26 protein-coding genes are annotated in these 25,848 nt (G+C 60.6%); 12 read left to right on the top strand and 14 right to left on the bottom strand.

Annotated features, from left to right (window positions below):
* Nucleotides 1–75: 75 nt before the first annotated feature.
* The 3 genes from mreC to AB1805_12780 form a co-directional block, all read right to left on the bottom strand.
* A complete protein-coding gene (gene mreC / locus AB1805_12790; protein MEW5746301.1) occupies nt 76–870 on the bottom strand; it encodes a rod shape-determining protein MreC in 795 nt (264 codons plus the stop codon).
* The gene (locus AB1805_12785) at nt 870–1,877 is read right to left on the bottom strand and encodes a rod shape-determining protein (protein MEW5746300.1); all 1,008 of its coding nucleotides are present in this window, start codon (nt 1,875–1,877) and stop codon (nt 870–872) included. Before AB1805_12785 ends, mreC begins: the two co-directional genes overlap by 1 nt.
* A gap of 137 nt (nt 1,878–2,014) precedes the next feature.
* The gene (locus AB1805_12780) at nt 2,015–2,509 is read right to left on the bottom strand and encodes an RDD family protein (GenBank protein ID MEW5746299.1); all 495 of its coding nucleotides are present in this window, start codon (nt 2,507–2,509) and stop codon (nt 2,015–2,017) included.
* A 256-nt stretch (nt 2,510–2,765) separates the two neighbouring features.
* On the opposite strand from AB1805_12780, the gene AB1805_12775 reads away from it, so the two are divergent.
* Complete coding sequence (locus AB1805_12775) at nt 2,766–4,583, top strand: hypothetical protein (GenBank protein ID MEW5746298.1); 1,818 nt, start codon at nt 2,766–2,768, stop codon at nt 4,581–4,583.
* Nucleotides 4,584–4,669: 86 nt separating this feature from the next.
* Nucleotides 4,670–5,575 carry a signal recognition particle-docking protein FtsY gene (ftsY, locus tag AB1805_12770; protein MEW5746297.1) on the top strand — a complete coding sequence of 302 codons (906 nt, stop codon included), beginning with the start codon at nt 4,670–4,672 and terminating at the stop codon, nt 5,573–5,575.
* Here ftsY and AB1805_12765 read toward each other — a convergent pair.
* Together AB1805_12765 and dnaE are read right to left on the bottom strand one after the other, a co-directional pair.
* Nucleotides 5,538–6,533, bottom strand: a complete 996-nt coding sequence (locus AB1805_12765) for an acetyl-CoA carboxylase carboxyltransferase subunit alpha (protein ID MEW5746296.1) — start codon at nt 6,531–6,533, stop codon at nt 5,538–5,540. The two genes, ftsY and AB1805_12765, sit on opposite strands and share 38 nt — an antisense overlap.
* 69 nt (nt 6,534–6,602) lie before the next feature.
* Nucleotides 6,603–10,064, bottom strand: a complete 3,462-nt coding sequence (dnaE, locus tag AB1805_12760) for a DNA polymerase III subunit alpha (GenBank protein ID MEW5746295.1) — start codon at nt 10,062–10,064, stop codon at nt 6,603–6,605.
* 184 nt (nt 10,065–10,248) lie between these two features.
* Between dnaE and AB1805_12755 the strand changes: the two genes are divergently transcribed.
* The 6 genes from AB1805_12755 to AB1805_12730 all read left to right on the top strand — a co-directional run bounded on the left by AB1805_12755 (nt 10,249) and on the right by AB1805_12730 (nt 15,856).
* Nucleotides 10,249–10,560, top strand: coding sequence for a hypothetical protein (locus AB1805_12755; protein ID MEW5746294.1), 312 nt, complete (start codon nt 10,249–10,251; stop codon nt 10,558–10,560).
* 9 nt (nt 10,561–10,569) lie between these two features.
* Entirely contained in the window at nt 10,570–11,742 is a 1,173-nt protein-coding gene (locus AB1805_12750; protein MEW5746293.1) for an FtsX-like permease family protein, read from the top strand.
* 6 nt (nt 11,743–11,748) lie between these two features.
* The gene (locus AB1805_12745; protein ID MEW5746292.1) at nt 11,749–12,441 is read left to right on the top strand and encodes an ABC transporter ATP-binding protein; all 693 of its coding nucleotides are present in this window, start codon (nt 11,749–11,751) and stop codon (nt 12,439–12,441) included.
* A gap of 6 nt (nt 12,442–12,447) precedes the next feature.
* Complete coding sequence (locus AB1805_12740; GenBank protein ID MEW5746291.1) at nt 12,448–13,446, top strand: hypothetical protein; 999 nt, start codon at nt 12,448–12,450, stop codon at nt 13,444–13,446.
* 98 nt (nt 13,447–13,544) lie between these two features.
* On the top strand, nt 13,545–14,126 hold the full coding sequence (locus AB1805_12735; GenBank protein MEW5746290.1) for an SCO family protein: 582 nt from the start codon (nt 13,545–13,547) through the stop codon (nt 14,124–14,126).
* A 26-nt stretch (nt 14,127–14,152) separates the two neighbouring features.
* The gene (locus AB1805_12730) at nt 14,153–15,856 is read left to right on the top strand and encodes an amino acid ABC transporter substrate-binding protein (protein MEW5746289.1); all 1,704 of its coding nucleotides are present in this window, start codon (nt 14,153–14,155) and stop codon (nt 15,854–15,856) included.
* Between the two features lie 35 nt (nt 15,857–15,891).
* Here AB1805_12730 and AB1805_12725 read toward each other — a convergent pair whose 3' ends face one another.
* The 4 genes from AB1805_12725 to AB1805_12710 all read right to left on the bottom strand — a co-directional run bounded on the left by AB1805_12725 (nt 15,892) and on the right by AB1805_12710 (nt 19,349).
* Nucleotides 15,892–16,359, bottom strand: coding sequence for an intradiol ring-cleavage dioxygenase (locus AB1805_12725; protein ID MEW5746288.1), 468 nt, complete (start codon nt 16,357–16,359; stop codon nt 15,892–15,894).
* A 335-nt stretch (nt 16,360–16,694) separates the two neighbouring features.
* Nucleotides 16,695–17,765 (bottom strand): Sfum_1244 family protein, encoded by a 1,071-nt coding sequence (locus tag AB1805_12720; protein ID MEW5746287.1) that lies wholly within the window; start codon nt 17,763–17,765, stop codon nt 16,695–16,697.
* A gap of 113 nt (nt 17,766–17,878) precedes the next feature.
* Nucleotides 17,879–18,982, bottom strand: coding sequence for a cyclopropane fatty acyl phospholipid synthase (gene cfa, locus AB1805_12715; protein ID MEW5746286.1), 1,104 nt, complete (start codon nt 18,980–18,982; stop codon nt 17,879–17,881).
* Between the two features lie 166 nt (nt 18,983–19,148).
* On the bottom strand, nt 19,149–19,349 hold the full coding sequence (locus AB1805_12710) for a cold shock domain-containing protein (GenBank protein ID MEW5746285.1): 201 nt from the start codon (nt 19,347–19,349) through the stop codon (nt 19,149–19,151).
* A gap of 276 nt (nt 19,350–19,625) precedes the next feature.
* Here AB1805_12710 and AB1805_12705 point away from each other — a divergent pair, with 276 nt between their 5' ends.
* The 4 genes from AB1805_12705 (at nt 19,626) to AB1805_12690 (ending at nt 22,969) form a co-directional block, all read left to right on the top strand.
* Nucleotides 19,626–21,134, top strand: coding sequence for a NapC/NirT family cytochrome c (locus AB1805_12705; GenBank protein MEW5746284.1), 1,509 nt, complete (start codon nt 19,626–19,628; stop codon nt 21,132–21,134).
* 241 nt (nt 21,135–21,375) lie between these two features.
* Nucleotides 21,376–21,708 carry a hypothetical protein gene (locus AB1805_12700; protein ID MEW5746283.1) on the top strand — a complete coding sequence of 111 codons (333 nt, stop codon included), beginning with the start codon at nt 21,376–21,378 and terminating at the stop codon, nt 21,706–21,708.
* Nucleotides 21,709–21,783: 75 nt separating this feature from the next.
* The gene (locus AB1805_12695; protein ID MEW5746282.1) at nt 21,784–22,440 is read left to right on the top strand and encodes a LysE family transporter; all 657 of its coding nucleotides are present in this window, start codon (nt 21,784–21,786) and stop codon (nt 22,438–22,440) included.
* Nucleotides 22,441–22,543: 103 nt separating this feature from the next.
* Nucleotides 22,544–22,969 carry a plastocyanin/azurin family copper-binding protein gene (locus AB1805_12690; GenBank protein ID MEW5746281.1) on the top strand — a complete coding sequence of 142 codons (426 nt, stop codon included), beginning with the start codon at nt 22,544–22,546 and terminating at the stop codon, nt 22,967–22,969.
* A gap of 41 nt (nt 22,970–23,010) precedes the next feature.
* Here the strand turns inward: AB1805_12690 and AB1805_12685 are convergent, their stop codons facing one another.
* From AB1805_12685 to AB1805_12665, 5 genes are all read right to left on the bottom strand, one after another.
* Nucleotides 23,011–23,385, bottom strand: a complete 375-nt coding sequence (locus AB1805_12685) for a hypothetical protein (GenBank protein ID MEW5746280.1) — start codon at nt 23,383–23,385, stop codon at nt 23,011–23,013.
* 64 nt (nt 23,386–23,449) lie between these two features.
* On the bottom strand, nt 23,450–23,650 hold the full coding sequence (locus AB1805_12680; protein ID MEW5746279.1) for a cold-shock protein: 201 nt from the start codon (nt 23,648–23,650) through the stop codon (nt 23,450–23,452).
* A 181-nt stretch (nt 23,651–23,831) separates the two neighbouring features.
* Nucleotides 23,832–25,061 carry a DEAD/DEAH box helicase gene (locus tag AB1805_12675; GenBank protein ID MEW5746278.1) on the bottom strand — a complete coding sequence of 410 codons (1,230 nt, stop codon included), beginning with the start codon at nt 25,059–25,061 and terminating at the stop codon, nt 23,832–23,834.
* Between the two features lie 100 nt (nt 25,062–25,161).
* Nucleotides 25,162–25,536 carry a hypothetical protein gene (locus tag AB1805_12670; protein MEW5746277.1) on the bottom strand — a complete coding sequence of 125 codons (375 nt, stop codon included), beginning with the start codon at nt 25,534–25,536 and terminating at the stop codon, nt 25,162–25,164.
* A gap of 61 nt (nt 25,537–25,597) precedes the next feature.
* Nucleotides 25,598–25,798 (bottom strand): cold-shock protein, encoded by a 201-nt coding sequence (locus AB1805_12665; protein ID MEW5746276.1) that lies wholly within the window; start codon nt 25,796–25,798, stop codon nt 25,598–25,600.
* Nucleotides 25,799–25,848: the final 50 nt, after the last annotated feature.

The raw sequence follows: 25,848 nt of genomic DNA, 5'->3' as shown, positions 1-25,848 counted from the left end.
CTCCTGCTGATGAGCCCGCGCTCTCCGGCAGCAGGGCACCGTGCATTCACGGTTATGCCGTAACGGCGGCATGGGTCAGAGACCGGGGCTCTCTGCCCGCTTCAACAGGATCACCTCTTCCGTCGTATCGCTGGGCTGGAAGGGAACAACTTCGACATACTGGAAGAACTCTACGCCCTCTTTCTTCACCCTGCTCACCACGCCTACGGGTATCCCTTCGGGAAAGAGCCCGTCGAAGCCCGAGGTGACCACCACCTCGCCGCGCTCCACCGTCTCTTCCGGCGCTACGTACTTGAGGAGGCAGTAGCCGTACCCCGTGCCGGAGACGATGCCCTCGCGCCGGCTGTTCTGGAGCCTCACGGCGACCGAGAAGTTCGAGTCGTTCAGGAGCAGCACCTCCGAGAACGCGTCGCGCACGGAATAGACCTTGCCGATGAGCCCCTTGGTGGTGATGACCGCCATGCCCTTCTCCACGCCGTCCGCCTTCCCCTTGTCGATGACCGCGGTGTTCAGCAGCCGGTCGTACCCCCGGGCGACGACCCTTGCCGCGGTAACGGCACGGTGCTCGCTCTCCTTGAGCGCGAGGAGCTCTTTCAGCCGCCTGTTTTCCTGCATGATCTCGCGGTACTGCTGGCGCTCGAGCAGCAACTGAGCCAGCTCGCTCCTGAGCCGCTTGTTCTCCTCGAACGCAGCCCGCGCCTGCCGGGCCGTTGTCGAGACGTCAGCGGCGAGCCGGTTGAGCAGATCGAAGGGATAGGATACTGCCTGAAGAAAGGAGGAAGGCCTTCTCCCGTGCTGATAACTCATTACTGCCAGTGCAAAGGAAAAAAGAGCGAGGAAAATGATGAATCGCTTCTTCGCCTTCGACATCAATTGGTATTGATCGCTACCTTCTGCAGGAGGTCGAGCTTATCGAGCATCATGCCGCACCCCCGCACCACGGCGGTGAGCGGGTCGTCGGGCAGGATCACCGGCACGCCGGTCTGCTCCCTGATCAGGATATCGAGACCCCGCAGGAGCGCTCCGCCTCCCGCCAGCACGATGCCCTTGTCGACGATGTCGGCGGCGAGCTCCGGGGGCGTGTTCTCGAGGGTGACCTTGATCGTATCGAGGATGAGGCCCACGCTCTCCTGGAGCGCCTCCCGTATCTCGTCCTCGGTGACGTTGATCGCCTTCGGAATGCCCGAGACGAGGTCCCTTCCTTTTATCTCCATCGGCTCGGAGTTGTTGGTCGGGTACGCGGAGCCGAGCTCGATCTTGATCTGTTCGGCGGTGCGCTCTCCTATCATGAGATTGTACTTGCGCTTGATGTAGGCCATGATCGATTCGTCCATCTTGTCGCCGCCGACGCGGACGGCCTTGCTGTAGACGATGCCGTCGAGCGAGATCACGGCAACGTCCGTTGTGCCGCCGCCGATGTCGACGATCAGGTTCCCCGACGGTTCTCCGACCGGGAGGCCGACGCCGATGGCGGCTGCCATGGGCTCCTCGATGAGGTAGACCTCCCGCGCTCCCGATGCATGCGCGGCGTCCTTGACCGCGCGCTGTTCGACCTGGGTGATCCCCGAGGGCACGCCGATGATAACGCGCGGAGAGACGAAGCTCTTCCTGTTGTGCGCTTTGGTGATGAAGTACTTCAGCATCACTTCGGTCGCATCGAAATCAGCGATGACGCCGTCTTTCATGGGTCTGATGGCGAGTATATTCGAGGGGGTCTTCCCCAGCATCTCCTTGGCCTCTACGCCGACCGCGACCGGGCGCTTGTTGTCTCTTCTGATGACGACGACCGACGCCTCGTTGCAGATGATCCCTCTTCCCTTCACATAGACGAGCGTATTCGCGGTCCCCAGATCGATAGCCAGGTCGTTTGAAAACATGCCCAGGATCTTGTTGAAAAACACGTACTTCCTCCTTGCCTCACATGGTTCGTGGTTGACAATCCCTGTTCGTAAAGTGCTTCGTCCTGCTCACCGCGCCGGCTTCCGCTGCATTATCACCTGTGATCGGTGAATCATTACCCTTCTTTAACGGTCGTCCGGGCAAGCTCGTCGCCGAGACGCATGCCGTCCTCGTTGCCGAGCATCAGCAAGAATTCGAGCGCGCAGACCAGCACCATGAGAATCCATCCAAACAGCGGTATATTATACAACAGGAGGGGAAAAAAAAGAGTGAGGTTTCGGATAATTGAATCCTTGAAACTTCCGGTATTTCCCGTCGGCAGCGACACGACCCGCAGTCGTATGATCTTCTTTCCGAGACTCCTCCCATCAAACAGGCCGTCGCTGATCAGAAGGTAGACCAGCCCGGCCAGGTGTCCCACCTGAGGGAGCATCTTGACCGCCGCTGCGATCAGTATGAAGTCCACCAGCTTTGCGATGCCCCGCAGCAGTAGGCTGGCCTTTCCCCTGTCCTCAGGCATCATTAATACTATCAAAAGGTTTGCCTCTTTTTCAAGGAGCACGAGGAGCGCCGCGCCTCCCGATTTCCCCGGCTGCGCGCAGCCGTTCATGACCGTCTCCTCTCGTGCAGGGGCACAACAGCTTAAAGCGCAGTGGGAAAACCACGAAATATAAACAGTCCGGAGCCGCCGGCGGCCAGGACGATGAGTGGTAAATTTTACCTTGTTGTGCTACTATACTGCTCATTACAAGAAAAGTATATAAGGAGTGTAGGTATTTGAGTATGCTTTATGATATACTTTTGTGGCAAAAACGGGCATGCACACGTAAAAATATATATTTAATTTTCATAGGGGGTTTTCCAGTATGATGCAGAGAGAGCAGAGATCGGTACTGTGGCTGCCATTGCTTATAGCAGTGCTCATCGCCGTCCCCTCGCTGGCAAAGGCTGCTGAGATCGTTATCAAGCCCGGAAAATTCGACCACTTCAATATCACGATGCCCGAGCGGGTCGTCGCAGGAGAAGAGACGACCATACGGCTGCTGGCGGTGGATGCGTTCAACAACGTCATCGCCAATTTCAACGAGTCCGGGCGGGAGTTCCAGCTCGCGGCTTCCGGCTCGGCCGTGGTAAAACCGACCACGCTCAAGGCATCGGCCTTTACCAACGGGGCGCTCGCCATATCGCTCGTCGATAAAGTCGCCGAGGCCGTTACCCTCTCGATCCGCGAGACCGGAAGCCCCATCCCCATCGTCTCGAAAGAGCTCATGGTCTTTCCGAACAAGATGACCTCCTTTGCGATCAGGGAGCCGCGCAGGGCCCAGGCCGGAGACCCCTTCGATATCCGCATCGTCGCCAAGGACGCTTACGGGAATACGGTCTTCGAGCCGATACCCGGGAAGAACATCAATCTCATCTTCAAGGGCGATGCCGACCCGAAGATCGACATGCCGGCGATCCCGGACTTCAAGAGCGGCGTCAGTGTCGTGACCCTCGTGTCGCAGAAGGCGGGCATCACCCAGATAGAAGTGAAGGACCTCATCACCGGGAGCTCCGGGATGAGCGAGAAGATCGAGATCACGAGCGGGCCGGTGAATGCCTTCAAGATCTTCGCGCCGAAAGAGGTGATCGCCGGCGAGCCGTTCGAGCTCTCGATCGTGGCGGTCGACCGGTTCAATAACGTCGTCACGAACTACGCGACCACCGGGAGCGGGGTCACGATCACCGCTACAGGCAAGCTGCGGCCCTTTCCTTCGACCATCTCCGCCTATGAGTTCGTGAACGGACAGGCGAAGGCGGATCTCCGCTATGATGTGGCTGAAGATATCGCCCTCGTCGTTACCGAGAGCGGCAAGGCGCAGAAAGGCGCCACGGACACCATCCGCGTCGTCTCGCCGGTGCCGGAGCGGTATGAAGTGACGGTCCCCGAATCTGCCGTGGCAGGACAGAAGTTCAAGATCAAGATAACCGTCTATAACCAGCTCGGGCATGTCATAAAGAACTATAACCTCGTCGGGCCCGATGTGGCCCTCTCGACCACCGGGACAGGGACGCTGGTGCCGAACAAGATCCCGGCGTCGGAGTTCATCAACGGCACGACCGTCGTCGAAGTGCAGTACAACAAGTCGGAGGCCTTCTCGATCATCGCCGCCCCGGCGAAGACCTCGACGCCCTCTGCCACCGCGGCAGCGCAGCCCGAGGTGAGGAGGCCCGCTCCTGCGGCAGCGGACAGGCACCAGGCGAAGGCCGCCGCAGTCTCCCCTGCCGCATCGCAGGCCAAGAAGGAGAAGAGGACCAAAGAGGGGGCCAGAGACGCGAAGAAGACCGAGCGCAAGGTGAAAGCCAAAGCCAGGGGGCTCGAGATCACCAACATCTCTCTGGTGGAGTCGAAGAAGAAGTCGACCGTTACCATGCACATTCCCAACCTCGACAATTCGTTGCGCTATTCCGCCGCAACCGAAACGGCCGAGGGCAAGCGGTGGGTCGTTCTCAGGGCGCACCCCGCGGCGAGCAGGGTGGAGAAGAACTTCAAGTTCAACTCGGCCTTCATCGGCGATATCAGCATAGACGGGGATGCTAAGGAGAAAGGGACGACCGTGGTGAGGATCGAGATGCTGAAGCCGGCAAAGTACCACGTGACGAAAGAGAAGAACGCTCTCGCCGTTACCCTCCGCCTGGAGTAGCACGCCGCAGACGTTCCGAACGCCGCCGTCTCCCTGAGCAGCGGCGAATCATTGACGGTACCCGCTTTCTATTCTAGAATTGAACGATGGGCTTTCTCGACAAATTAAAGGCAGGTCTTGCCAAGACAAAACGGAACCTCGTCGACCGGGTCGAATCCGCGCTCGCGGTCACGACGATCGACGAGAGCGTCATCGACGAGATCGAGGAGATCCTCATCACCGCCGATATCGGCGCGGAGTCCGCAGCGGAGATCAGCGACGCCCTGAGGGAGGACGTGCGGTCGGGCCGGATAAAGACCTCCGATCAGGTGAAGCAGTATCTCAGGACGAAGATGGCCTCGATGCTCGGCGCCTCCCAGCCCCTCGTCACCTTCGGCGAGAAACCCTTCGTCATCCTCACCGTCGGCGTGAACGGCGTGGGCAAGACCACGACCATCGGCAAGCTGGCGGCGCGCTTCATCGCGGAGGGCAATTCGGTCATGATCGCTGCGGGAGACACCTTCAGGGCTGCGGCGATCGAGCAGCTCGAGATATGGGCGGAGCGGACCGGCGCCTCGCTTCTCAAGCACCAGAGCGGTTCCGATCCCGCTGCCGTCGCGTTCGACGCAGTGGAAGCGGCAAAGGCGCGGGGCACCGACGTCGTCATCATCGACACCGCCGGAAGGCTCCACACGAAGAGCTCGCTCATGGACGAGCTCAAGAAGATAAACCGGGTCATAAAGAAGGCGATGCCCGATGCCCCCCAGGAGATACTCCTCGTGGTCGACGCAACGACCGGTCAGAACGCGCTGAGGCAGGCGCACCTCTTCAACGAGGCGGTCGGCGTTACGGGTATAGCGTTGACGAAGCTCGACGGAACGGCAAAAGGCGGGATCATCTTCGCCATCAAGCGGGAGCTCGGCATCCCGGTCCGGCTCATCGGCATCGGCGAGGGCGTGGACGACCTGAAAGACTTCACTCCCGATGACTTTGTGAAGGCGCTGTTTGAGTAACTGCCCCTATCCTCCGGATCCTCTTGTAGCGCTCCTCGATCAGTCGTGCAGGGTTCTTTGATCTGAGGCCCTCGACCGCCCTCACCACGTAATCGGCGATCCGCTTCGCGGTCATCTCGGGGTCGCGGTGCGCGCCGCCGAGCGGTTCGGGGATGATATCGTCGATGATCTTGAAGGCCTTCAGATCCTGGGCAGTGAGCTTGAGGGCTGCCGCTGCCCGCGAGAAATCCTCTGCCGAGAGCTCGCCGTTCTTCTTCCAGAGGATAGCGGCGCACCCCTCGGGAGAGATGACGGAGTAGACCGAGAGCTCGAGCATGGCGAGCCGGTCGGCAACGCTCAGGGCGAGCGCGCCGCCGCTGCCGCCCTCGCCGATGACCACCGAGACGATCGGCGTCTTCAGCTTGGACATCTCCATGAGATTGGTCGCGATCGCTTCCGCCTGCCCCCGTTCTTCGGCCCCGATGCCGGGGAAGGCTCCGGGCGTATCGACGAAGGTCACGACCGGCCTCTTGAAGCGCTCCGCCAGCTTCATCAGCCGCAGCGCCTTGCGGTACCCCTCGGGGTTGGGCTGGCCGAAGTTCCGGGAGATCCGCTCCTTCGTTCCCCGGCCCTTCTGGTGGCCGATAACGACCATGGGAACGCCCCCGATCTTGCCGACGCCGCCGACGATCGCGGAGTCGTCGCCGAACCGGCGGTCGCCATGGAGCTCGACGAAATCCTCGACCACCATCGTTATATAGTCGAGCGTGTACGGGCGCTCGGGGTGGCGGGCGATCATGCTCTTCTGCCAGGGAGTGAGGCCGGCGAAGATCTCGGACCGCAGCTCCTTCGCCTTTTTCTCGAGCCGCTTGATCTCGGAGGCGATATCCAGCTCTTTGCCGTCGGAGAGCCGCTTCAGCTCTTCGATCTTGGTCTCGAGCTCTTCCAGCGGTTTTTCAAAATCGAGGTAATAACTCATCGTTGCGCTGCTCCACGTAGATCCACGGTAACCGATTCCTTATCTTTGAATTGTTCTCTTCGCATTCCCTCAGTATACCTTTACCGTCCCTCCCGTGATCCTCTCGACCTCGGGAATGAAGTTGTGCGCCGGCTTCAGCTGCGACGCGATGAGCACGCAGCAGTCGGGCAGGTACACCCTGAAGGATAATGATACCCTGTCGCCGCCGTTCGAGGCAACGTCCCGGAGCAGGCTCCTGATGCAGGCGAACTTCCGGGAGGCGTCGTCCCTGTCCTCGCACCGCAGCGCCACCTCGTACTTCATACTGATCTCGAGGCCGGAGAGGTCCCGGAGCTCCCGCGCCATGACCTTGATCCCCTTCTCGGCCTTCGAGACCAGGCCCCGCACCATCACGAGATTCCCTTTCCGCAGGAAATCGGCATGCTCGCGGTAGAGCGCCGGGAAGACGAGCACGTCGCTCGCGCCGGTCTCGTCCTCGAGGGTGAGGAACGCGGTCACGCCCTTCTCCTTCGCCTTGCTCTTCATCTCGCTCACGATGCCCGCGATGCAGACCTCCGCCCGGTCGTCCTTTTCCGCCATTGCGGCGATCGGGGCGACCTCCATCGATGCCAGGGTGCGGCGGTACCGCGCCAGCGGATGCCCCGAGATATAGAAGCCGAGCGCCTCCTTCTCGTACGCGAGCAGCGTCTTTTCGTCCCAGGGCTGGACCTCCTCGCCGGCAGGGTCCATCTCGCCGAAGAGCCCGGGACCGAGCCCGTTCGCCCGGGAAGGAGCGGCGAGCGCTGCCATGGCCCTCGCCCGCGCCCTCTGGGGCGGCACGTACTGCGCGGCACGTGGTGTACGTTCAGCTCCCGTCTTCTCCGGTGATGCATCGCGGTCCCTGTAGAGGGAATCGAAGGCGCCCGCCTTAATGAGGCTTTCGATCACCTTCTTGTTGACCTTCTTGTTGTCCATCCTCCTCAGGAACTCGTCGAAGGAGGCGAACGCCCCGTTCTGCCGGTTGAGGATGAGGATCTCTATCGCCGCGGTACCCACCCCTTTCACCGCCTCGAGGCCGAAGCGGACCGAGTTGCCGGCGATCTTGAACTCCCGCTCGCTCTCGTTGATATCGGGGGGCAGGATCTCGATAGCCATGCTCCTGCATTCATTGATGAGCTTGACGATCTTGTCCGTATCGCCCATATCGGCGCTGAGGTTGGCGGTCATGAATTCGACGGGGTAGTGCGCCTTCAGATAGGCCGTCTGGTAGGAGAGATACGCATAGGCTGCTGAATGGGATTTGTTGAACCCGTACTCTGCGAAGAACGCCATGAGCTCGAAGAGCCGCTCCGCCTTCTTCTCCGGGATGTGGTTCGCGGCAGCGCCGCTGAGGAAGACCTCTTTCTGCTTCGCCATCTCCTCGGGCTTCTTCTTGCCCATCGCCCTCCTGAGGAGGTCCGCCTGTCCCAGCGAGAAGTTCGCGATCTTGTTGGCGATGCGCATGACCTGTTCCTGATAGAGGATGACGCCGTAGGTCTCGTCGAGGATCTCGCTGAGCTGCGGGAGGTCGTAGACGACTTCGGTCTCGCCCTTCTTCCGTTTTATGAAGTCGTCGATCATGCCGCTGCCGATAGGCCCGGGACGGTAGAGCGCGACGAGGGCGATGAGGTCTTCGAAGCGGTTCGGCTGCATCTTCACCAGGATGTCGCGCATGCCGTCGCTTTCGAGCTGGAAGATGCCGGTCGTCTCGCCGGCGCTGAGCAGCTTGTAGGTGGCCTCGTCATCGATCGGGATATCCGCGAGCACGATCTCCTTTCCCTGCTGCCGGATGTAATCGACCGTCTTTTCGAGCACCGTGAGCGTCTTGAGCCCGAGAAAGTCGAACTTGAGCAGGCCGACGCTCTCGACCGAGCCCATATCGAACTGGGTGGTGACCGTCTCTTCCGCCGGGTTCTTGTAGAGCGCGGTGAAGTCGGTAAGGGGCTTCGGGGCTATGACCACGCCCGCGGCGTGGGTCGAGGCATGGCGCGAGAGGCCCTCGAGCCGCTGCGCGATGTCCAGGAGCTCCTTGACCGTCTCATTCGTTTCATAAAGCTCCTTGAGCTGGGGCTCGAGCTTGATCGCCTCCTCGATGCTCGCGTTGTTGGGGACGAGCTTCGCGATACGGTCCACATCGGCGTAGGGGATGTCGAGCACCCTGCCGACGTCGCGGATCGCTGCCTTCGCCGCCATGGTCCCGAAGGTGATGATCTGGGCGACATGGTCGTCCCCGTACTTCTCCGCAACATACTCGATAACCTCGCCCCTCCGGTCCTTGCAGAAGTCGACATCGATATCGGGCATGCTGACGCGCTCGGGGTTCAGGAAGCGTTCGAAGAGGAGATTGTACCTGATGGGATCGATATCGGTGATGCCGAGGCAGTAGGCCACGAGGCTCCCCGCTGCCGAGCCCCTGCCGGGACCTACCGGGATCCCTTTCTTCTTGGCGTAGCTGATAAAATCCCAGACGATCAGGAAGTAGGAGGCGAAGCCCATCTTCTTGATCATCTTGAGCTCCCGGGTGAGCCGTTCCCGGTATTCCGCGGGAGGAGCGCCTTTGGAACGCTGCTCCAGCCCCTCGGAGGCGAGCTTCTCGAGAGAGCTCTCCGGCGACATGCCCTCGGGCAGCTCATACATGGGCAGCAGGTATTTGCCGAGCGTAAAATCGAAGTTGCACCGCTCGGCGATCTTGAGCGTATTCCGGATCGCCTCCGGCTGATCGGCAAAGACCCGCTTCATCTCCTCCGGCGACTTGAAATAAAACTCCTCCGTCGCCATCTTGAGCCGTTTCTCGTCCTTCACGATCTTTCCGGTCTGGATGCAGAGGAGGATGTCGTGCGCCTTGGCGTCCTCTTTTCTCAGGTAGTGGCAGTCGTTCGTGGCGACGAGGGGGATGTGGAGCTCCCCGGCGAGCTCGATGAGCAGCCTGTTCACCTCTTCCTGTTCCGGCAGGCCGTTGTGCTGGAGCTCGAAATAGAAATTTTCGGGACCGAGGATATGCTTGTACTGGAGGGCGACCTCCCGCGCCTTGTCGAGATTGCCGCTCCTGAGATAGTACGGCACTTCACCCTTGAGGCAGGCGCTGAGGCCTATGAGCCCGCCGCTGTACTGCTCGAGGAGCTCCTTGTCTATCCTCGGCTTATAATAAAATCCCTCGAGGAAGGCCTTGGATACCAGCGTCGTGAGGTTGCGGTAGCCGGTGGCATCCCGCGCGAGGAGGATGAGGTGGAACGCCGCCTCTTCGCTGAGGGTGCTCTCGATGCTCGTCTTGGCGCGGTCGAGGCGGCTCTGCGGCGCGACATACATTTCACATCCTATAATGGGCTTGATGCCCGCCTTTCTCGCCTTCTTGTAAAATTCGACCGCACCGAAGAGGCTGCCGTGGTCGGTGATCGCGACCGCGGGCATTTTGAATGCCGCTGCCTGCGCCACGAGCTCATCGATCTTGATTGCACCGTCCAGGAGGCTGTATTCAGTATGCAGATGGAGGGGAACGAAATCAGCGTGCAGCATGGAAAATTGTACCGTTTGAAGAAGTTTTTAGTCAATCGACAAAGCTGTCGCTTTCTTGCAACCGGGACCGTTCGCACAACATCGCCGGATATGCTGTATAATGTACTTTATTGCGAAGGTGCGAAAGGCTCTCTGCCGGAGGCTGCGACAAGGGGGAAGTCGTTCCCGACGGTACTGTCATAGTATGATGAAGCACAGGCTTTTTATAGGGTTCACGGTGGTCGAGATCGCTGTGGTGCTGCTTCTCCTGGTCCACAGCGCCGCCACTGTCCGGAGGCATGAGGAAGAAACGATCCGGCCCAAGCAGGAGCTGGTGCGCGTCCTCCGGCTCTCCGATCTCTCGCTCTGGACCGAGGCGCGCTATACGCGGCATCCTTCGCAGGCCGACCTCTTCACCCCCTTCCAGGACTTTCCCGTGTCGCTCGAGCATTTCCCGGCAGGGTCGATCATCGCGCCGGGGGCTGCGATGCCCTCGACGACGCTGCGCTTCCGGTAGAGGCATCCCGTGCAACGGCACCTGAAGATACTGGAATACGCGCTCTCCTCGCTCCTGCGCAGGAAGTACAAGAATATATCGCTCGTTGTCGTCTACACCCTGACCATCGCGGTCCTCGCCTCGATCCTCTTTCTTACGCATGCCCTGAAGTACGAGGCATCGCGCGTTCTGAGCACCGCTCCCGACCTGGTGGTGCAGAAGATGGCTGCAGGGAGGCACGAGCTCATACCGTCCGCCTATGGCGAGACCATCGAGAAGATACGCGGGGTCAAAGAGGTGACGCCGCGCTACTGGGGGTACTACTACGATGCGCTCACCCATGCCAATTACACGCTGCTCGGGGTCGACGGGAGCGACGCGGGTGCGCTCCTCCCCGGCCTGCATCTTATAGAGGGGAGCCTCCCCTCGGCGAGCGGACAGTCCGCTGTCGGCGCCGGCGTTGCCGAGGCGCGCAATGTCGATACCGGGAAGGAGCTCATCCTGATCGACAGCGCCAATACCGGCACCGTCTTCGAGATCACCGGCCTCTTCACCGCCCCTTCGAGTCTCATCACTCATGACCTGATCGTCTTTACGAAGGAAGATCTGGTCCAGTTCTTCAATTTTCCCTCGGGCAGCGCCACCGATATCGCGGTCGAGGTATACAATGAGCGGGAGGTCCCGACCGTTGCCGCGAAGATCAAGCAGGCCCTGCCCGACACCCGGCCGATAACGAAAGGCGAGATCGTCAGGACCTACGATGCGGTGTTCAACTGGCGGAGCGGGATGATGCTGACGATCTTCTCCTCTGCGCTGATCGCTTTCTGCATTCTCGCCTGGGACAAGGCGACCGGGATCAGCGCTGAAGAGAAGCGGGAGATCGGGATTCTCAAGGCGATCGGCTGGGATACGGCCGACGTGCTCGCGCTCAAGTTCTGGGAGGGCATCGCGCTCTCGCTCACCTCCTTCCTCCTCGGCATCATCATCGCCTATCTCCATGTCTTCGTCTTCGGCGCCGCGGTGCTGGCGCCGGTGATCAAAGGCTGGTCCGTCCTCTTCCCGCCGTTCCGCCTCACCCCGTCCCTCGACCTCTACCAGATCTTCGTCATGGCCTTTCTCACGATCGCGCCCTATGTGGCGAGCACCATCATCCCGTCGTGGAAAGCGGCGGTCACCGATCCCGAAAGTGTCATGAGGATGTGAGTATTCATGGAACCGATCATCAGGGCAGAAGAGGTCACGAAGATCTACAACCGCCACCGGCCCGACGAGATCAGGGCGGTCGCCGATGCCTCGGTCTCGATCAGGGCAGGGGAGGTGGCTATCCTCAAAGGGCCGAGCGGCTCGGGGAAGACGACGCTCCTCAGCCTGATGGGCTGCATGGGCAGACCCACTTCCGGGAGGGTCCTCGTTGCCGGGAGGGATGTCGCAAAACTGCCCGAGCGCTTTCTCACCGAAATCCGCCGGAAGACCTTCGGCTTCATCTTTCAGCAGTTCAACCTGATGCGGGATGTCAGCGTCATCGAGAACGTGCTCCTTCCTCTCTACCCGCTCGACGCCGGCTTCTCCGAGATGAAAGGACGGGCGGCGGCGCTGCTCGCGCGGTTCGGCCTCGAGGCACGACAGCGGCTCAAGGTCAGGCAGCTTTCCGGGGGAGAGCAGCAGCGCGTCGCCATCGCCAGGGCGCTGATCAATGACCCCGAGATCATCATCGCGGACGAGCCCACGGCGCATCTCGACCGTACGCTGTCGTCCGAGCTCCTCGCTGTTCTCGGCCGGCTCAGGGACGAAGGAAAGACCATCGTCATCGCGACTCACGACGCCTTTGTCTACGAGCACTCCTTTGTCGATACGGTGGTCGAGATGCAGGACGGTCGCATCGAGAGCATCAGCGGGGCATAGGAAGCGATGATCCTCCATCCCGGCATCCTTGCGCTCCTTGCAGGCTCGGGGATCGTCCTCGCGATGATGCTCGCAGCGACCGGCGTGGGTTTTGCGGTGATGCGGCGGTGGGATTTCGGGAGCAGCTCCGAAGAGCAGCTGCTCCTCGAACGAAAGACCTACCTCATCGCCTCGATCGTCAAATACGCCCTCGGGTTCGAGCTGCTCGCCGGGCTGCTCTTCATATATACGGTCGACGATATCCACAACGCCTTCGTCGGCGCCATGTGCGCCACCGGCTCGCTGAACGCCAACCCCGTGGGATGGGCGGCGCTCATGACGAAGATCGCCGTCTTTTTCGGGGCCGCGCTCTGGATAGCCCTGAATGCGATCGACCAGCGGGCAGAGGACTTCCCTCTGGTGAAACCGAAATATACCGCACTGATGGTAGTGACCCTGCTCGTCGCAGCGGATCTCGTGCTGACGGCGCGCTACTTTCTCGGCCTCGAGCCCGAGGTGATCACGTCGTGCTGCGGCTCGCTCTTCAGCTCTGCCGACACCGGCGTTGCCGGAGACCTGGCGGCGCTTCCCGCAAAGAGCATGATGTGGGCATTCTACGGGAGCGCCGGTCTCTTCCTCTGCACCGCTCTCGCCGGCCTCTTCTACCGGAACGCCTCTGTCTCCTATGCGGTCTCGCTCTTCGCCGCTCTCTTCTTTCCGGTATCCCTTGCCGCTGTCGTCTCCTTTATATCGCTCTATATTTACGAGCTGCCTTCTCACCATTGCCCGTTCGATATATTCCAGAAGAACTATAATTTCGTCGGCTATCCCCTCTACCTCGGCCTCTTCGGCGGGGTCCTCTTCGGGTTGCTGCCGGGGCTCTCCCAGCCGCTCAAGAAGCGCGCCTCGCTCGCCCCTGTCATCGAGCGGCTGGAGCGGAAGTGGCTCATCCTGAGCATCCTGCTCATACTCTCCTTTCTGGCGCTCGCCACCTGGCCGGTCGTCTTCGGCAATCTCACGCTCTGATGATTCCCTCTGTTCCTCTCTCCCTGGCATAGTTCCCGGCAAAGGAGTATACTGTAGTGAGCAGATCGTTTATTGCCCGTATGTTCAGGAGGACCCCGATGCGAATGCAGAGAATACGCTCTCTCGTGCTCTCCACTGTCGCGCTGCTGGCCCTTTCGGCATCCGTGGAGGCGGCGGATGCCCCCCAGCGCTACAAGCGGACGACAGAGCGGTACGCCGTACCCGATGTCACCCTCGTCAACCAGGACGGCAAGAAAGTGCGGCTCGCGGCGCTGCTGAATGCCGATAAGCCGGTGATGCTCGACTTTATTTACGGCACCTGCACTACCATCTGTCCCGTCCTCTCCGCAGGGTACTCCAGCCTCCAGAGGAAGCTCGGTCCCGATGCGTCGAAGGTGCAGCTCGTTTCGGTCTCGATAGACCCCGAGTACGATACTCCCGAGGTGATGAGAGAGTATCTGAAGCGGTACCGCGCAAAGCCGGGATGGGACTTTCTCACCGGTTCGCGGGAGAATATCGACAAGGTCATGCGGGCCTTCGATGCTTATGTGCCGAACAAGATGGCCCATTATCCGCTCACGCTTCTTAAGTTTCCCGGAGAAAACGCCTGGGTGCGCATCTACGGACTCATCGGTACCGCGGAGCTTATGGAGGAGTACCGGAAAGGAATCAAGCAATGAGCATGTCCTCTCGACGCTCTTCCCTTATGGTAGCGCGATCCTTTTGTGCCGTACTCCTGAGCGCGCTTCTGCTCCCTGCATTGGCGGTCTCGCTCCAGGCTGCAGAGGCGCAGCCGTCGACAGTGGCAGGCCTGCCGCCCGGGGAGGCCCTTCGGCTCGGGGAGCGGATGTATCGCGACGGCATCCTTCCGTCGGGTGAGCCGATGATGGCGGTGGTCGAGGGAGACATCACGGTAGAGGGAACGATGTTCACCTGTATCAGCTGCCACCTGAGGAGCGGCCTGGGGTCGAACGAGGGTACGGTCTTTACCCCGCCGACCAATGGAGCGAAGCTTTACAAGCCCCTGCCGCACGGGCAGGGGGTCATCGGCTCTCCCGAAGCGAAGCTTCCCAAAGAATATGCGGGCGGCGATGTGCGGCCCGCCTACACGGACAAGACGCTCGCCGCGGCGCTCATGGCGGGAGTGGACCCGGCAGGCAGAAAGTTCGACTATGTCATGCCGCGGTATATGCTTTCGGACCGGGATGCGGAGATCATGGTCTTCTATCTCAAGAATCTCTCCGCGGCTATTTCTCCTGGCGTGACCGACACGACGCTGCGCTTCGCTACGGTTATCACCGAAGAGGTCCCCCCAAAGGACCGGGATGCGATGATCGCTCCCCTGGAGGCGTATTTCCGTGACAGGACCTCCCAGTCGCGGCATCAGGAAAAACGGGCGCGGCATGGAGGACCCTTCCGCGAGGAGATGTACAGCTCCTACCGCAAGATAGTGCTCTCCCGCTGGGAGTTGAAGGGAGCCCCCGAGACATGGCGAGGCCAGGTGGAGGAGTACTACGGGAAGGAGCCTGTCTTCGCCCTTGCCGGCGGTATCACCACCCGGAGCTGGGAGCCGATACACCGGTTCTGCGAGGAGCGGAAGATCCCCTGCATCTTCCCGGTCACCGACTATCCGGTGATTGCGGATTCGGACTGGTACACGCTCTACTTCTCCAAAGGTCTTTATCAGGAAGGGGAGGCTGCGGCGCGGTACCTGCGTTCCGAGGAGATACCGGAAACGGTTCCCGTCGTTCAGGTCTTCCGCAACACCCGGGAGGGGCGCGTGCTTGCAGAGGCGTTCAGGGAGACGCGGAGAAAGCTCGGTCTCGGCCCGCCCGAAGAGAGGATGCTCTCGGATGAGCCTCTTACCCCGGCCTTCTGGAGAGCGCTGGCAGACGCGTATCCTTCAGCCGTGGTGGCGCTCTGGCTCCCGCCGAAGGACCTCGCCGACGCGGCGGCGCTCTCGGAAGGGGCCAAAAGGCCGGCGATGCTCTTCATGGCAGCAAGCCTCCTCGATGCGTCGCTGTATACGCTGCCGGAGCAGATCCGCCCCTTTACGTATATCGCCTACCCTTATCGTCTGCCGCAGGAGAAGCACCGGAACAAGCTCGTGGTCGAGAACTGGCTCAAGGTGAGGAATATCCCGGTAACCGATTTCGCTATTCAGTCCAAGATGTACTTCGTCGGCTGGATGCTCTCGGAGGCGCTCATGATGATGCAGAGCGACTTCTATCGCGACTACTTTCTCGATGTCATCGATATGGCCAAGGACCAGACCTATGCCATCGTCACCTATCCGCGGGTGAGCTTCGGCCCCGGCCAGCGCTATGCGTCGAAGGGCTGCTATATCGTGCAGTTGTCAGGAGGGCCCGAGCCCGAGCTCGTGAGGAAGAGCGAGTGGGTGATTCACTGAGCACGGGGCAGCTGCGTACGGATGCTGCCCAGGGGCTACCGCTCCGGGATGAGGACGAGGTCCATCTTCCCTTGTTTCTGGTGTTCGACGGGATAGTGCTGTGTCACGAGGGGCCGATAGCCTTCGGCTGAAACCCGGATATGGATATGGGGCGGGCGTCCCCCGTAAGGCTCGGGAAAGGGGCTCTCGAAACGATAGGTCCCGGCAGCATCCGTGAACATCCTGGCCCGATAGCGGTCGTCGTAGTCCCCATCGGGTCCGGCGAGCCAGAACTCGATCTGCGCCCCCTTGATCGGCTTGCAGGTCGCCGCCGACCGCGCCACGCCGCTCAGCACGTACCCCTCGCCCACTTTTGATCGCACCGGTGCATTGGGCTTGTAGAACGGCCCGAGCATGTCGGGCTCGGTAGGCGTGCAGGGCGGCGGAGCTGCGGCAGATACTGCCGTGTGGCCTGCTGCTGCGATAGCGAGGGCGAGAGATAGAATAAACCGCAGGACGCTCATACCTTAACTCTACCCCATTTTTTCAGCGATGACAATTGCCCGCCGCTGCTTCTTTTCGCAAAATGTCCTACAATTTAAGGAGAGATGCCGAGACACAGAAATCGTAAGGAGAAGTCTTCTATGGAAGAAGCAAAGCGCTGCCCCGTATGCGGGCACCCTATCGAACAATGCGTCTGCTGTCCCGAATGAGGGCATGTCTGTCTCCTGGACATAGGGGAACCGTACTGCCCGGTATGCAGACCCCGGCCCGAGGAGAAGGAGCCTCCGGAAAGCGATGAGGCGCGACGCACGCGCGGCCAGGAGCACGGCAGCCGTGCGTCGTGACGGCGTTACGATCAGGGGAGGGCGAGTATCTTCTCCATATACCGCTGTACTTCCTTCCTCAGCCCCGCGGTAGTCTGCCCGGCCCGCCACCGCGCGAGGACGAGCGCGGTGAGCTGCCGCGCCCGCTCGTAGCCGGTCCTCCGGGCCGCCTCGATGCGCGCCCAGTCTCCGGTCTCGGCAAAGAGCTGGAAGGCGCTCCTGATCTCGGGGAAGAGCTCTCTGCGCACCCCGTCGAGGAAGACCATATAAAACGAGAGGAGGCGCGCGTCCTGCCGCTCGACCGCTGCGGCGAGCGGTCCCATGACCGACGTGTCCGCAGCGAGGTCCTTGATGCCCCGCAGGTAAAACTCCGCTGTCCGGTCGTCGCCATGGGTGACCACTGCGCGCCACTCTTCACCGTGGCCGTCCTCATAGGCCTCTCCGGTCTCATGGAGCATAAGCGTTTCGGCAGCATCCGTTACCATACGCTCCAGCGCCCCGGTAATGGTGCGGGGGGCGCCGCTGTCGCGTGTCACGCCATACTGCGCGAGCAGCGGCTCGAGCAGTCCTCCGTAGGTGCGCGAGCAGAGCTGCTGCACCTTATCCCAGAGCAGGTCCCGCACCATATCGGTGCGTACATAGATGCACCTGCCCTGGAGCATCGCGGGAGAGGTGGAGAGGTCCCTGCAGAGCTCCCTGCCGACCGAGAATACCCGGTAATCGTAATGCTCTCGGCAGGCGTTGAGCCTGCCGAGAAAGAATACCGGCTTGAGGTAGAGGCCGTAGCCGCCCCCGTAGACGAGGCCGTAACCGCTGATCCTGGTGTTCAGGCCGTTTACATCGAAGGGGTCGAAGGATTCGTCGCCGATAGTAAGGGGCTGTAGCGGCTCGTGCTCGAGCCGCTGCCAGAGTCGTTCCCGCTCATCGATCCATACTGCGATCGCATCGCCCGGGATGCTCTCCCAGGGCTTGAGGCCGTGTTCGCTCCGGTAGAGGTCGCGATAGCGCATCAGCAGGCCGCAGAGCGAATAGTACCCCCAGAACTGCGCATCGGAGATGGCGCAGTTGCGTCTTATTTGCGCTGCAAGATTCTCGATATCCATATGCAGTTACCCTAAAACGAAGGAGTGATAAAAAACAAGTCGGGCTCCGGAGGGCGGCGGATACCGCTTGTCTGGCTTCTCTTTGCTCATTCCGTTAGACTCTCTAAGTCTGTTTACCGGACGGGCTCGTAGCCGCCGGAGAGCCCGTTCTTCGAGAAGACGAGCTGCCACACCTGGAGATACCGGGACCTGAAGGCGCCGGCGCAGCTCAGGAGATAGAACTTCCACATGCGATAGAATCGGTCATCATACCAGGCGCGGAGCTTTTCCCAGTGGCGGTCGAAATTCCTGAACCACGCCATCAGGGTCGGATCGTAGTCGTGGCCGAAGTTATGCCAGTCCTCTACGACGAAGAGGCGTTCGGCTGCCGCGCTTATCTGCCGCATCGAAGGGATGAGCGAATTGGGGAAGATATATTTGTCGATCCAGGGATCGGTAGCGATGTTCGAAACATTGCTGCCGATGGTGTGGAGCAGGAAGAGGCCGCGGTCTTCGAGGCAGCGGTGCACCGTCTCCATATAGGTGCGATAATTCTTGTGCCCCACATGCTCGAACATCCCTACCGAGACGATGTGGTCGAACCGCTCGCGCAGGTCGCGGTAGTCCTGCAGGCGTATCTCCACCGGCAGCCCGCTGCAGCGCTTCCTCCCGAGCGCGACCTGCTCTCGGGAGATAGTAATGCCGGTGACGCGCGTCCCGTACCGCTCAGCGGCATACTGCGCAAAACCGCCCCACCCGCACCCGATGTCGAGGACCCTGTCACCTGGCTTGAGGCGAAGCTTCCTGCAGATCAGGTCGAGCTTCGCCTCCTGCGCATTCTTCCAGTAGGCGCAACTGTAGATCATTCTCCGGTCGAGCATATACCGGTACAATTCATTTCCCCTATCATAATGCTTTTTGCCGACAGCATAGGCCCGCGACCTGCTCCCCACATTGAGCACCGCCGCCTTGAGCAGATGCGTGGCGAGCTTCAGGCTCTTCCGGAGCCGCAGCTCGGGCTCGAGGGGCATGAGCCTGCAGAAGAGCTCGTCGAGGCATGCGCACTCCCACCATCCGTCCATATACGCCTCGCCGAGCCCTATGCTTCCGTCGCGGAGGATTCGCTCGAAAAAACGGTCGTCGCGTATGCGAAGGTCATGCGGACTGGCGCCGTTGATGCCGATGCCTGCGGAGCTCAGGATCTCCTCTATGAGCGCCCGTGCGCCGTCTGCTCCCATACTATCTCCGGAAACAACCTCGCAGGATATCGTGGCTTTATTTCCATGATAGCATGTCGTCCGTTTTTTTCAAGCCGGTCCCGGGTTCAGACTTGATCTCTGCTGAGAAGGGGAGCGGAAAATGAAACCCTCCTGCCGTGAGGGGCAGGAGGGCGGGTGGTTACGGTTACTCTTTCACGACATTGATTGCTTTAGGACCTTTCGGGCTGCTTTCGATGTCAAAGGTGACTCTATCGCCTTCGGCAAGGGATTTGAAGCCGTTGCCCTGGATAGAGGAATAGTGGACAAAGATATCTTTGCCGTCTTCAGCGGTAATGAAGCCGTAACCTTTGGCCTCGTTGAACCACTTTACTGTTCCTTTTGCCACGCTTGTGCACCTCCTTACTTCGTTAGATTCAAAGCCCAGAAGGTCCGTACTGAAAAGGGCCACAAAGGTGTCTCCTTTGTGGCCCTCTCTACGCAAAAACTTCTGAAACTTTCAGCATTACTAAGGCTACCACAACCATAGATGATTAGGCAATATGCCCGTGATGCTGCGGCATAGCGCGGTTCGGGTGTCTGATGGCCTTATCGCTTCCCCGTACGCCCGAACACTGCTATAATGGCCTTAAGGACCATTGTTCCGGAGGATGCCGCTGCACTTATGAAAGAGAGACTGCCGCAACTCGCCTCGAACTGGATAAGCGCTGTCGGAGCCCTTGCCGCGGTCGTCTCGATTGTCGCTATCGTATTCCTGCTCACCGTCAATTTCTTCCGTCCCATTGCCAGCCCCTATCTCGGCATCGTCCTCTACCTCTTCCTGCCCTTTTTCCTGGCAGGAGGACTGCTGCTGATCCCCCTCGGGATGTACAGGAAGTGGCGCACCTGGCAGAAGACCGGCGAGATGCCCTATTTCAAGTGGCCCTCGGTGGACCTCAACAAGCCCCGCCACCGGAACGCCGCACTCGTCTTCTTCTTCGGGACGCTCGTCTTCGTGCTCATCAGCATGGTCGTTACGTACCAGGCCTATCACTACACCGACTCGGTAGTATTCTGCGGCGAGACCTGCCACCGGGTGATGAAGCCCGAGTACACGGCGTACCAGCATTCGCCCCATGCACGGGTGAAGTGCGTCTCCTGCCATATCGGCCCGGGCGCCGGCTGGTACGCCCGCTCGAAGCTGCAGGGCCTCTACCAGGTCTACGCCGTGCTCGCGGACGTCTATCCCCGGCCTATTCCTACGCCCCTCGAAGACCTCCGGCCCGCCCGGGAGACCTGCGAGGAGTGCCACTGGCCGAGCCACTTCTTCGGCGCCCGGCAGCGGCGTTTCGACCACTATCTCTATAACCGGGATAACACGCACTGGCCGATTACCATGCTGATCAAAGTGGGGGGCGGCCTGCCCGGCACGCTCCAGCCTACCGGCATTCACTGGCACGTGAACGAGGACATACGCATCGAGTACATCGCCCGCGACCGGCAGCGCCAGGATATCCCCTGGGTGCGCGTCGTCAACAAGAGGACCGGAGCGGTCACGGTCTACGAGGATGCTGGCAGCCCGCTCTCGAAGGAAGCCGTTGCCGCAGCGAAGCCGCGCGTGATGGACTGCATCGACTGCCACAACCGTCCGAGCCACCGCTTTCTCCCTCCCGACTATGCCGTCGATCTCGCGCTCGCGTCGGGCAGGATCGACCCGTCCATTCCCGAGATCAAGCGGAATGCGGTGAACGCGATGGCGCTCAGGTACCGGTCCGAAGCCGAAGCAATGGAGGGCATCGCACGGACGCTTACGGATACCTACCGCACCGTCCATCCCGGCTTCTCCGAGAAAAATGCGGGGATCATCGCCGAAGCCGTAGAGAGCACGCAGGCCCTCTACCGCGACACTATCTTCCCCCATATGAACGCACGGTGGTCGGTCTACCCGAACCATATCGGCCACTTCTATTTCCGCGGCTGCATGCGCTGCCACGACGGCAACCACAAGAACGAGTCCGGTGTGGCAATAACCGGCAGCTGCACCGCCTGCCACCTCATCCTCTCGCAGGGGAGAGCCGGCGGCGCGGTCGAGATCGACCTCGAGAGCGGCATTCCCTTCCGGCATCCGGCAGACATCGGCGATGTCTGGAAAAGCGGCGCCTGCTACGAATGCCACAACGGCATACAGCCTTAGAGCTCCTAACAAAATGAAAGGACTTAGAGTCAGACAAGGCATAGTACATGAGCGGCATGGGCAGCCCGAGCGGAGCCAGGATGGCGGAGCGGGCTGCCCCGCCTCGGAACAAGGCGTGGATGCCTTGCGAGAATGAGCGAATGTACTATGCCTTGTCTGACTAGCCTCTGCTCATTCCGTTAGACGCCATTAGGCTCCGTATGCAGAACCCGGGTGTCTGAACATGGTAGACTAGGAGACTATGTTTAGAGAGTTCAAGAAGCATTTCAGCATGGTTATCCATGGCAAGTCCGGAGAGCGGTTCATTACTTATTACAGGCACCGGCGGGAGGAGCGGCAGTGCCATCCCGTCCGGAGAGCGCTCCTCATTACCCTGGGCATCGCGCTTGTCCTTGCCGGCGCCGCTCTCGGCTTTGTCCCGGGCCTGCCCGGCATCGTGCTCGGCATACCGGGGCTCGCCATCATCGCCGGACAGTTCCGCATCGTCGCCGCCTTCTTCGACCGGGCCGAGCTCTTCCTCGTCAGGTTCCTGGTCAGGGTGCGTGCGTTCCTCGGGTTCGGCGCTCCCCGCTGACCGGGGAAGCAGTTCCCGAGAGCGTCGCAGATCTGCAGCAGGTCGCGCCGCGAGGCAGGAGGACGATACCTTTTGATGAATGTCATACTCATCATCATAGCAGCCTATATCATGGGCTGCATCGCCGCGATCCCTGCCGGACCCGTCCAGATCGAGGTGGTCCGGAGAACGATCAACGGCCACCTGCGGCCTGCGCTGATGGTCGTCCTCGGCGCGTTCTGCATCGATATGCTTTACGGCGTCATCGCCCTCTTCGGCATAGCGCCGTTCCTCGAGGTACCCCGGGTGATGGCGATCTTCTGGCTCGCAGGCGGGGTGATCCTCATCGCTCTCGGCGTTCTGAGCATACGCCACAGCAGCGCCGGAGAGGGCGCTGCCGGACATAAAGGCAGCAGGTTTCTCCGGATGAAGCGGTGGTCGTTTCTGGGCGGTCTCTCGCTCTCGCTCGTCAACCCGGTGATGATCCTGTGGTGGCTCTCGATCGTCCGCATCTTCAGGGATATCGGGCTGGTCGATCTGCTCCGTCCCGACCTGGCCTGGGCCATCCTCATCGCCGGCGCCCTGGGGCTCGCCTCGTACCTCGGCGGGCTCGCGTTCTTTCTCTTCTGGGCGAAGCGTTTCATCCCGCTCAAGCGTCTGGAGCAGGCCAACCGCGCCTTCGGCATCCTGCTCCTCATGCTCGCAACCTACTTCATCATCAGCTCGTCGCGACAGCTCTTCTTCGCAGGGTAAGCCCGATCGGCTCCTCTTGACAGCACTGCCAAAAGACTATAGGGTGAAGGAGAGACGTGGTCTCGAATGATTCCCGAACAGCCTCCCGGCAAGGAGGATTGCCATGAACGGCACCCGGCGCACTGCCGCTGTACTCTGCATGATAGCGTTATTTTTTACGGGATGCTCCGGCGCCCGCTCTGCCGGGCCACCGGTAACGGTGACGCCCGCCGCCGGCGAGAGCTCCCTGCTCATCAAGGCGAGCAGCTTCCGCTTCGAACCGAACACTATCATCGTGCAGCGCGGGGACACCGTCCTGTTCCTTATCGAGAACACCTCTGGCAGTACGCACAACTTTTCGCTGAAAGACCCCTCGGGCACGCTGCTCCTGAATATCGATCTCCCCGGGCGAACGACGCAACGGGCCAAGGTCACTTTCACCGAGGCCGGCGACTACGAATTCTATTGCGATAAACCGTTCCACCCCGCAATGGGAATGAAGGGGCGCATCGAGGCCAGGCAGGCCGGGCCGGGCAGATTGAAAATGTGACACGGATACCCGTAAAGGAGTACGGGAGCAGGGGGAAAGCGTTAGCGGGACTTTTCGAAGTACTCTATGGCGACCGAATAATCGATCTTCGCGTGGCCGGCGGAGTCGTTCCCGTTGCAGACGAGCTCTCCTCTTCCCGACCGTTTGCGGCCTTTCACCATGGTGTGGATAACGGGCTCGAGATCGAAGCCGCCGTCGATGCAGTCGTTCCTCATGCACTCCATGAGGAAATAGGCGGCGCTGCCGGGGAAGAAGTTGACCGTGCGCTGCATGATCGCATGGCCGATGTCTTTCTGGTAATAGTTCATCGAGATGACGATGGAGGCGACATTCGGGTAGCGGGCGGACATCAGTCCTGCATCTATCTTCTGCTGTCTTCTTTCGCTCCGTTCCGCATTCTTCTGTTTACTGATCATCGATCCCCCACGGTAAAAGGAATCCCCCTGCCGGAGCAGGGGGCTTGAGTTTATCGGTAACGTATTACTGCTTTACGACATTGACTGCCTTGGGACCCTTGGGGCCCTTTTCGGTATCAAAGCTGACTCTATCGCCTTCGGCAAGGGATTTGAAGCCGTTGCCCTGGATAGAGGAATAGTGGACAAATACGTCGCCGCCGTCTTCGCTGGTGATAAAGCCGAAGCCTTTGGCCTCATTAAACCACTTTACTGTTCCTTCAGCCATTGTGTGTACCTCCTTTGTGTGGATTAAATTTCAGAAGTACACAAGAATGAAAAGAGCCACAAAGCAAAAGTCTTTGTGGCCCCGTGTGCGCATAAAAACTTCTGAAATTCATTCCTATAATAGCATACCCGTCAGGTATTTAGCAAATAATAGTTTCAGGGCGGTTGCCCCTTCCGGTTCTCTATCTTCTTGAGCAGGAAGAGAAAGCGGTCCTGCGCCCCGGTCCCCTTCGAGCCGGCTGCTGCGGACTGCGGGATGCGCGGGAGGAACGCTCTTTCGGCGGCGCGGCGGCGGCGTAATCGAAGCCGTCCACGGTGCGGCGCTCGATCGGTCCGCCGAGGACCTGCTCGATGGCGCGCACGATATCCTTGTCCTCACCCGTCACCAGGGTATAGGCGTCGCCGTTCCGGGCAGCACGGCCGGTCCGTCCGATACGGTGGATATAGGCATCGGTGGTAGCGGGGATATCATAGTTGATCACATGGGAGACCCTGGTCACGTCGATCCCGCGCGCAGCGATATCCGTCGCCACCAGGATCTGGAACGTACCGCTCCGGAAGCCGTTCATCGCGGCCTGCCGCCGCGCCTGCGAGAGATTCCCCTGCAGCGATGCCGCGCGGTAGCCGGTCCTCTCGAGCTGCTCGGCAAGGCGCTTGGCCCGGTGCTTGGTGCGGGTAAAGACCAGCACGGATTCGGTATCGGTGCTGCGCAGCAGCTCCATGAGCAGCGGCGTCTTCAGGTGCTGGGAGACCGGGTAGAGGGCGTGGCTGACCGTATCTGCGGGAGCGGCGACATCCACCTGGAGCGTGACCGGGTCGGTCAGCACATCCTTGGCCAGCCGCCGTATCTCCTCCGGCATGGTGGCCGAGAAGAGCAGGGTCTGCCGCTGGCGGGGGAGGTGCTGAAGAATGCGCCTGATATCAGGAAGAAAGCCCATATCGAACATGTGGTCGGCCTCGTCGAGGACGAGCACTTCGAGACGGGAGAGGTCGATCGTCTTCTGGTCGATATGATCGAGGAGCCTGCCGGGACAGGCCACGACCACTTCAGCCCCGCGCCTGAGCTTGTCCGCCTGGGGACCGAAGCCGACACCGCCGTAAACGGTTGCGCTCTTGAGGCCGGTCTGCCTTCCGAGGCCGGCGATCGCTTCGTTGATCTGTTCTGTCAGCTCCCGGGTCGGGGCGACGATGAGCGCACGCACACGCCTGCGGCCTCCCTGCATAAGGCGGTGCAGGAGCGGGAGGACAAAGGCAGCGGTCTTGCCGGTGCCGGTTTGGGCCAGGCCCATGACATCGCGCCCCTGGAGGACCGGCGGTATCGCCTGCGCCTGAATCGGCGTCGGGGTGACATAGCCCGCAGCCTCGATCCCGGCGGCGATGTGAGGATGTAAAGCAAACTGTTTGAATTCCATAAAACTCCTTTTCTGTGTTCGGGGGAAGAGAAGGGACCCGGTGCATCACCGGCAGGTTCTGCGGTCGCCGCGTGCTCTCGCGCATCGCAGCGCCGCTCCCTCAATGGGCAGTATCGGTATAGCGTATAGCAACCCGGTAACCGATCCGCCGGTGGCCCGAGGCATCGTTTCCGGGACAGGCGAGCTCTCCGCTCGCCGACTCCTGGCGCCCCTTCACCATAGTGTGAATAATCGGCTCGAGATCGAAGCCGCCGTCGATGCATTTATCCCCCATGCACTCCATGAGGAAATAGGCGGCGCTGCCGGGGAAGAAGTTGACCGTGCGCTGCATGAACGAGGGGCCGGGCCCTTTCTTGTAGTAGTCCATGGCGATAACAATCGAGGTAACACCCGGATAACGGGCGGATACCGGACCCGCATCGATCTGCTGCTGCTTCCTTTCGAGGCGCTCGGCATTCTTTTGCTTGCTCATCATTTCGATCCCTCCTTGGCAAAGAAAAACCCCCTGCGATGAGCAGGGGGTTCTCTTCGGTGCACTACTTTTTTACGACGTTGACTGCCTTGGGACCTTTAGGGCCTTTCTCGGTATCGAACGTAACGCTGTCACCCTCGGCAAGGGACTTGAAGCCGTTGCCCTGGATGGACGTATGGTGGACGAATACATCGGTGCCGTCTTCACTGGTGATGAAGCCGAAGCCTTTGGAATCGTTGAACCACTTTACTGTTCCGTTAGCCATTGTGTACCTCCTTACTTGTTAGTTGAACTTTCAGAAGGGCACAAATAAAA

Source organism: Nitrospirota bacterium (assembly GCA_040752355.1).
Lineage (GTDB): Bacteria > Nitrospirota > Thermodesulfovibrionia > Thermodesulfovibrionales > Dissulfurispiraceae > JBFMCP01.
This window is presented reverse-complemented; position numbering and strand designations above follow the sequence as displayed.

Excerpts from the sequence above, each read along its gene's own strand:
- AB1805_12705 (MEW5746284.1), top strand. The coding sequence starts at position 19,626 with ATGAAAGAGAGACTGCCGCAACTCGCCTCGAACTGGATAAGCGCTGTC.
- AB1805_12785 (MEW5746300.1), bottom strand. The coding sequence starts at position 1,877 with ATGTTTTCAAACGACCTGGCTATCGATCTGGGGACCGCGAATACGCTC.
- AB1805_12740 (MEW5746291.1), top strand. The coding sequence starts at position 12,448 with ATGATCCTCCATCCCGGCATCCTTGCGCTCCTTGCAGGCTCGGGGATC.
- ftsY (MEW5746297.1), top strand. The coding sequence starts at position 4,670 with ATGGGCTTTCTCGACAAATTAAAGGCAGGTCTTGCCAAGACAAAACGG.
- AB1805_12775 (MEW5746298.1), top strand. The coding sequence starts at position 2,766 with ATGATGCAGAGAGAGCAGAGATCGGTACTGTGGCTGCCATTGCTTATA.
- AB1805_12680 (MEW5746279.1), bottom strand. The coding sequence starts at position 23,650 with ATGGCTGAAGGAACAGTAAAGTGGTTTAATGAGGCCAAAGGCTTCGGC.
- AB1805_12690 (MEW5746281.1), top strand. The coding sequence starts at position 22,544 with ATGAACGGCACCCGGCGCACTGCCGCTGTACTCTGCATGATAGCGTTA.
- cfa (MEW5746286.1), bottom strand. The coding sequence starts at position 18,982 with ATGGGAGCAGACGGCGCACGGGCGCTCATAGAGGAGATCCTGAGCTCC.
- AB1805_12780 (MEW5746299.1), bottom strand. The coding sequence starts at position 2,509 with ATGAACGGCTGCGCGCAGCCGGGGAAATCGGGAGGCGCGGCGCTCCTC.
- AB1805_12730 (MEW5746289.1), top strand. The coding sequence starts at position 14,153 with ATGGTAGCGCGATCCTTTTGTGCCGTACTCCTGAGCGCGCTTCTGCTC.
- AB1805_12735 (MEW5746290.1), top strand. The coding sequence starts at position 13,545 with ATGCGAATGCAGAGAATACGCTCTCTCGTGCTCTCCACTGTCGCGCTG.
- AB1805_12675 (MEW5746278.1), bottom strand. The coding sequence starts at position 25,061 with ATGGAATTCAAACAGTTTGCTTTACATCCTCACATCGCCGCCGGGATC.
- AB1805_12745 (MEW5746292.1), top strand. The coding sequence starts at position 11,749 with ATGGAACCGATCATCAGGGCAGAAGAGGTCACGAAGATCTACAACCGC.
- AB1805_12765 (MEW5746296.1), bottom strand. The coding sequence starts at position 6,533 with ATGAGTTATTACCTCGATTTTGAAAAACCGCTGGAAGAGCTCGAGACC.
- AB1805_12685 (MEW5746280.1), bottom strand. The coding sequence starts at position 23,385 with ATGATCAGTAAACAGAAGAATGCGGAACGGAGCGAAAGAAGACAGCAG.
- mreC (MEW5746301.1), bottom strand. The coding sequence starts at position 870 with ATGTCGAAGGCGAAGAAGCGATTCATCATTTTCCTCGCTCTTTTTTCC.
- AB1805_12725 (MEW5746288.1), bottom strand. The coding sequence starts at position 16,359 with ATGAGCGTCCTGCGGTTTATTCTATCTCTCGCCCTCGCTATCGCAGCA.
- AB1805_12670 (MEW5746277.1), bottom strand. The coding sequence starts at position 25,536 with ATGATGAGCAAGCAAAAGAATGCCGAGCGCCTCGAAAGGAAGCAGCAG.
- dnaE (MEW5746295.1), bottom strand. The coding sequence starts at position 10,064 with ATGCTGCACGCTGATTTCGTTCCCCTCCATCTGCATACTGAATACAGC.
- AB1805_12755 (MEW5746294.1), top strand. The coding sequence starts at position 10,249 with ATGATGAAGCACAGGCTTTTTATAGGGTTCACGGTGGTCGAGATCGCT.
- AB1805_12665 (MEW5746276.1), bottom strand. The coding sequence starts at position 25,798 with ATGGCTAACGGAACAGTAAAGTGGTTCAACGATTCCAAAGGCTTCGGC.
- AB1805_12700 (MEW5746283.1), top strand. The coding sequence starts at position 21,376 with ATGTTTAGAGAGTTCAAGAAGCATTTCAGCATGGTTATCCATGGCAAG.
- AB1805_12720 (MEW5746287.1), bottom strand. The coding sequence starts at position 17,765 with ATGGATATCGAGAATCTTGCAGCGCAAATAAGACGCAACTGCGCCATC.
- AB1805_12695 (MEW5746282.1), top strand. The coding sequence starts at position 21,784 with ATGAATGTCATACTCATCATCATAGCAGCCTATATCATGGGCTGCATC.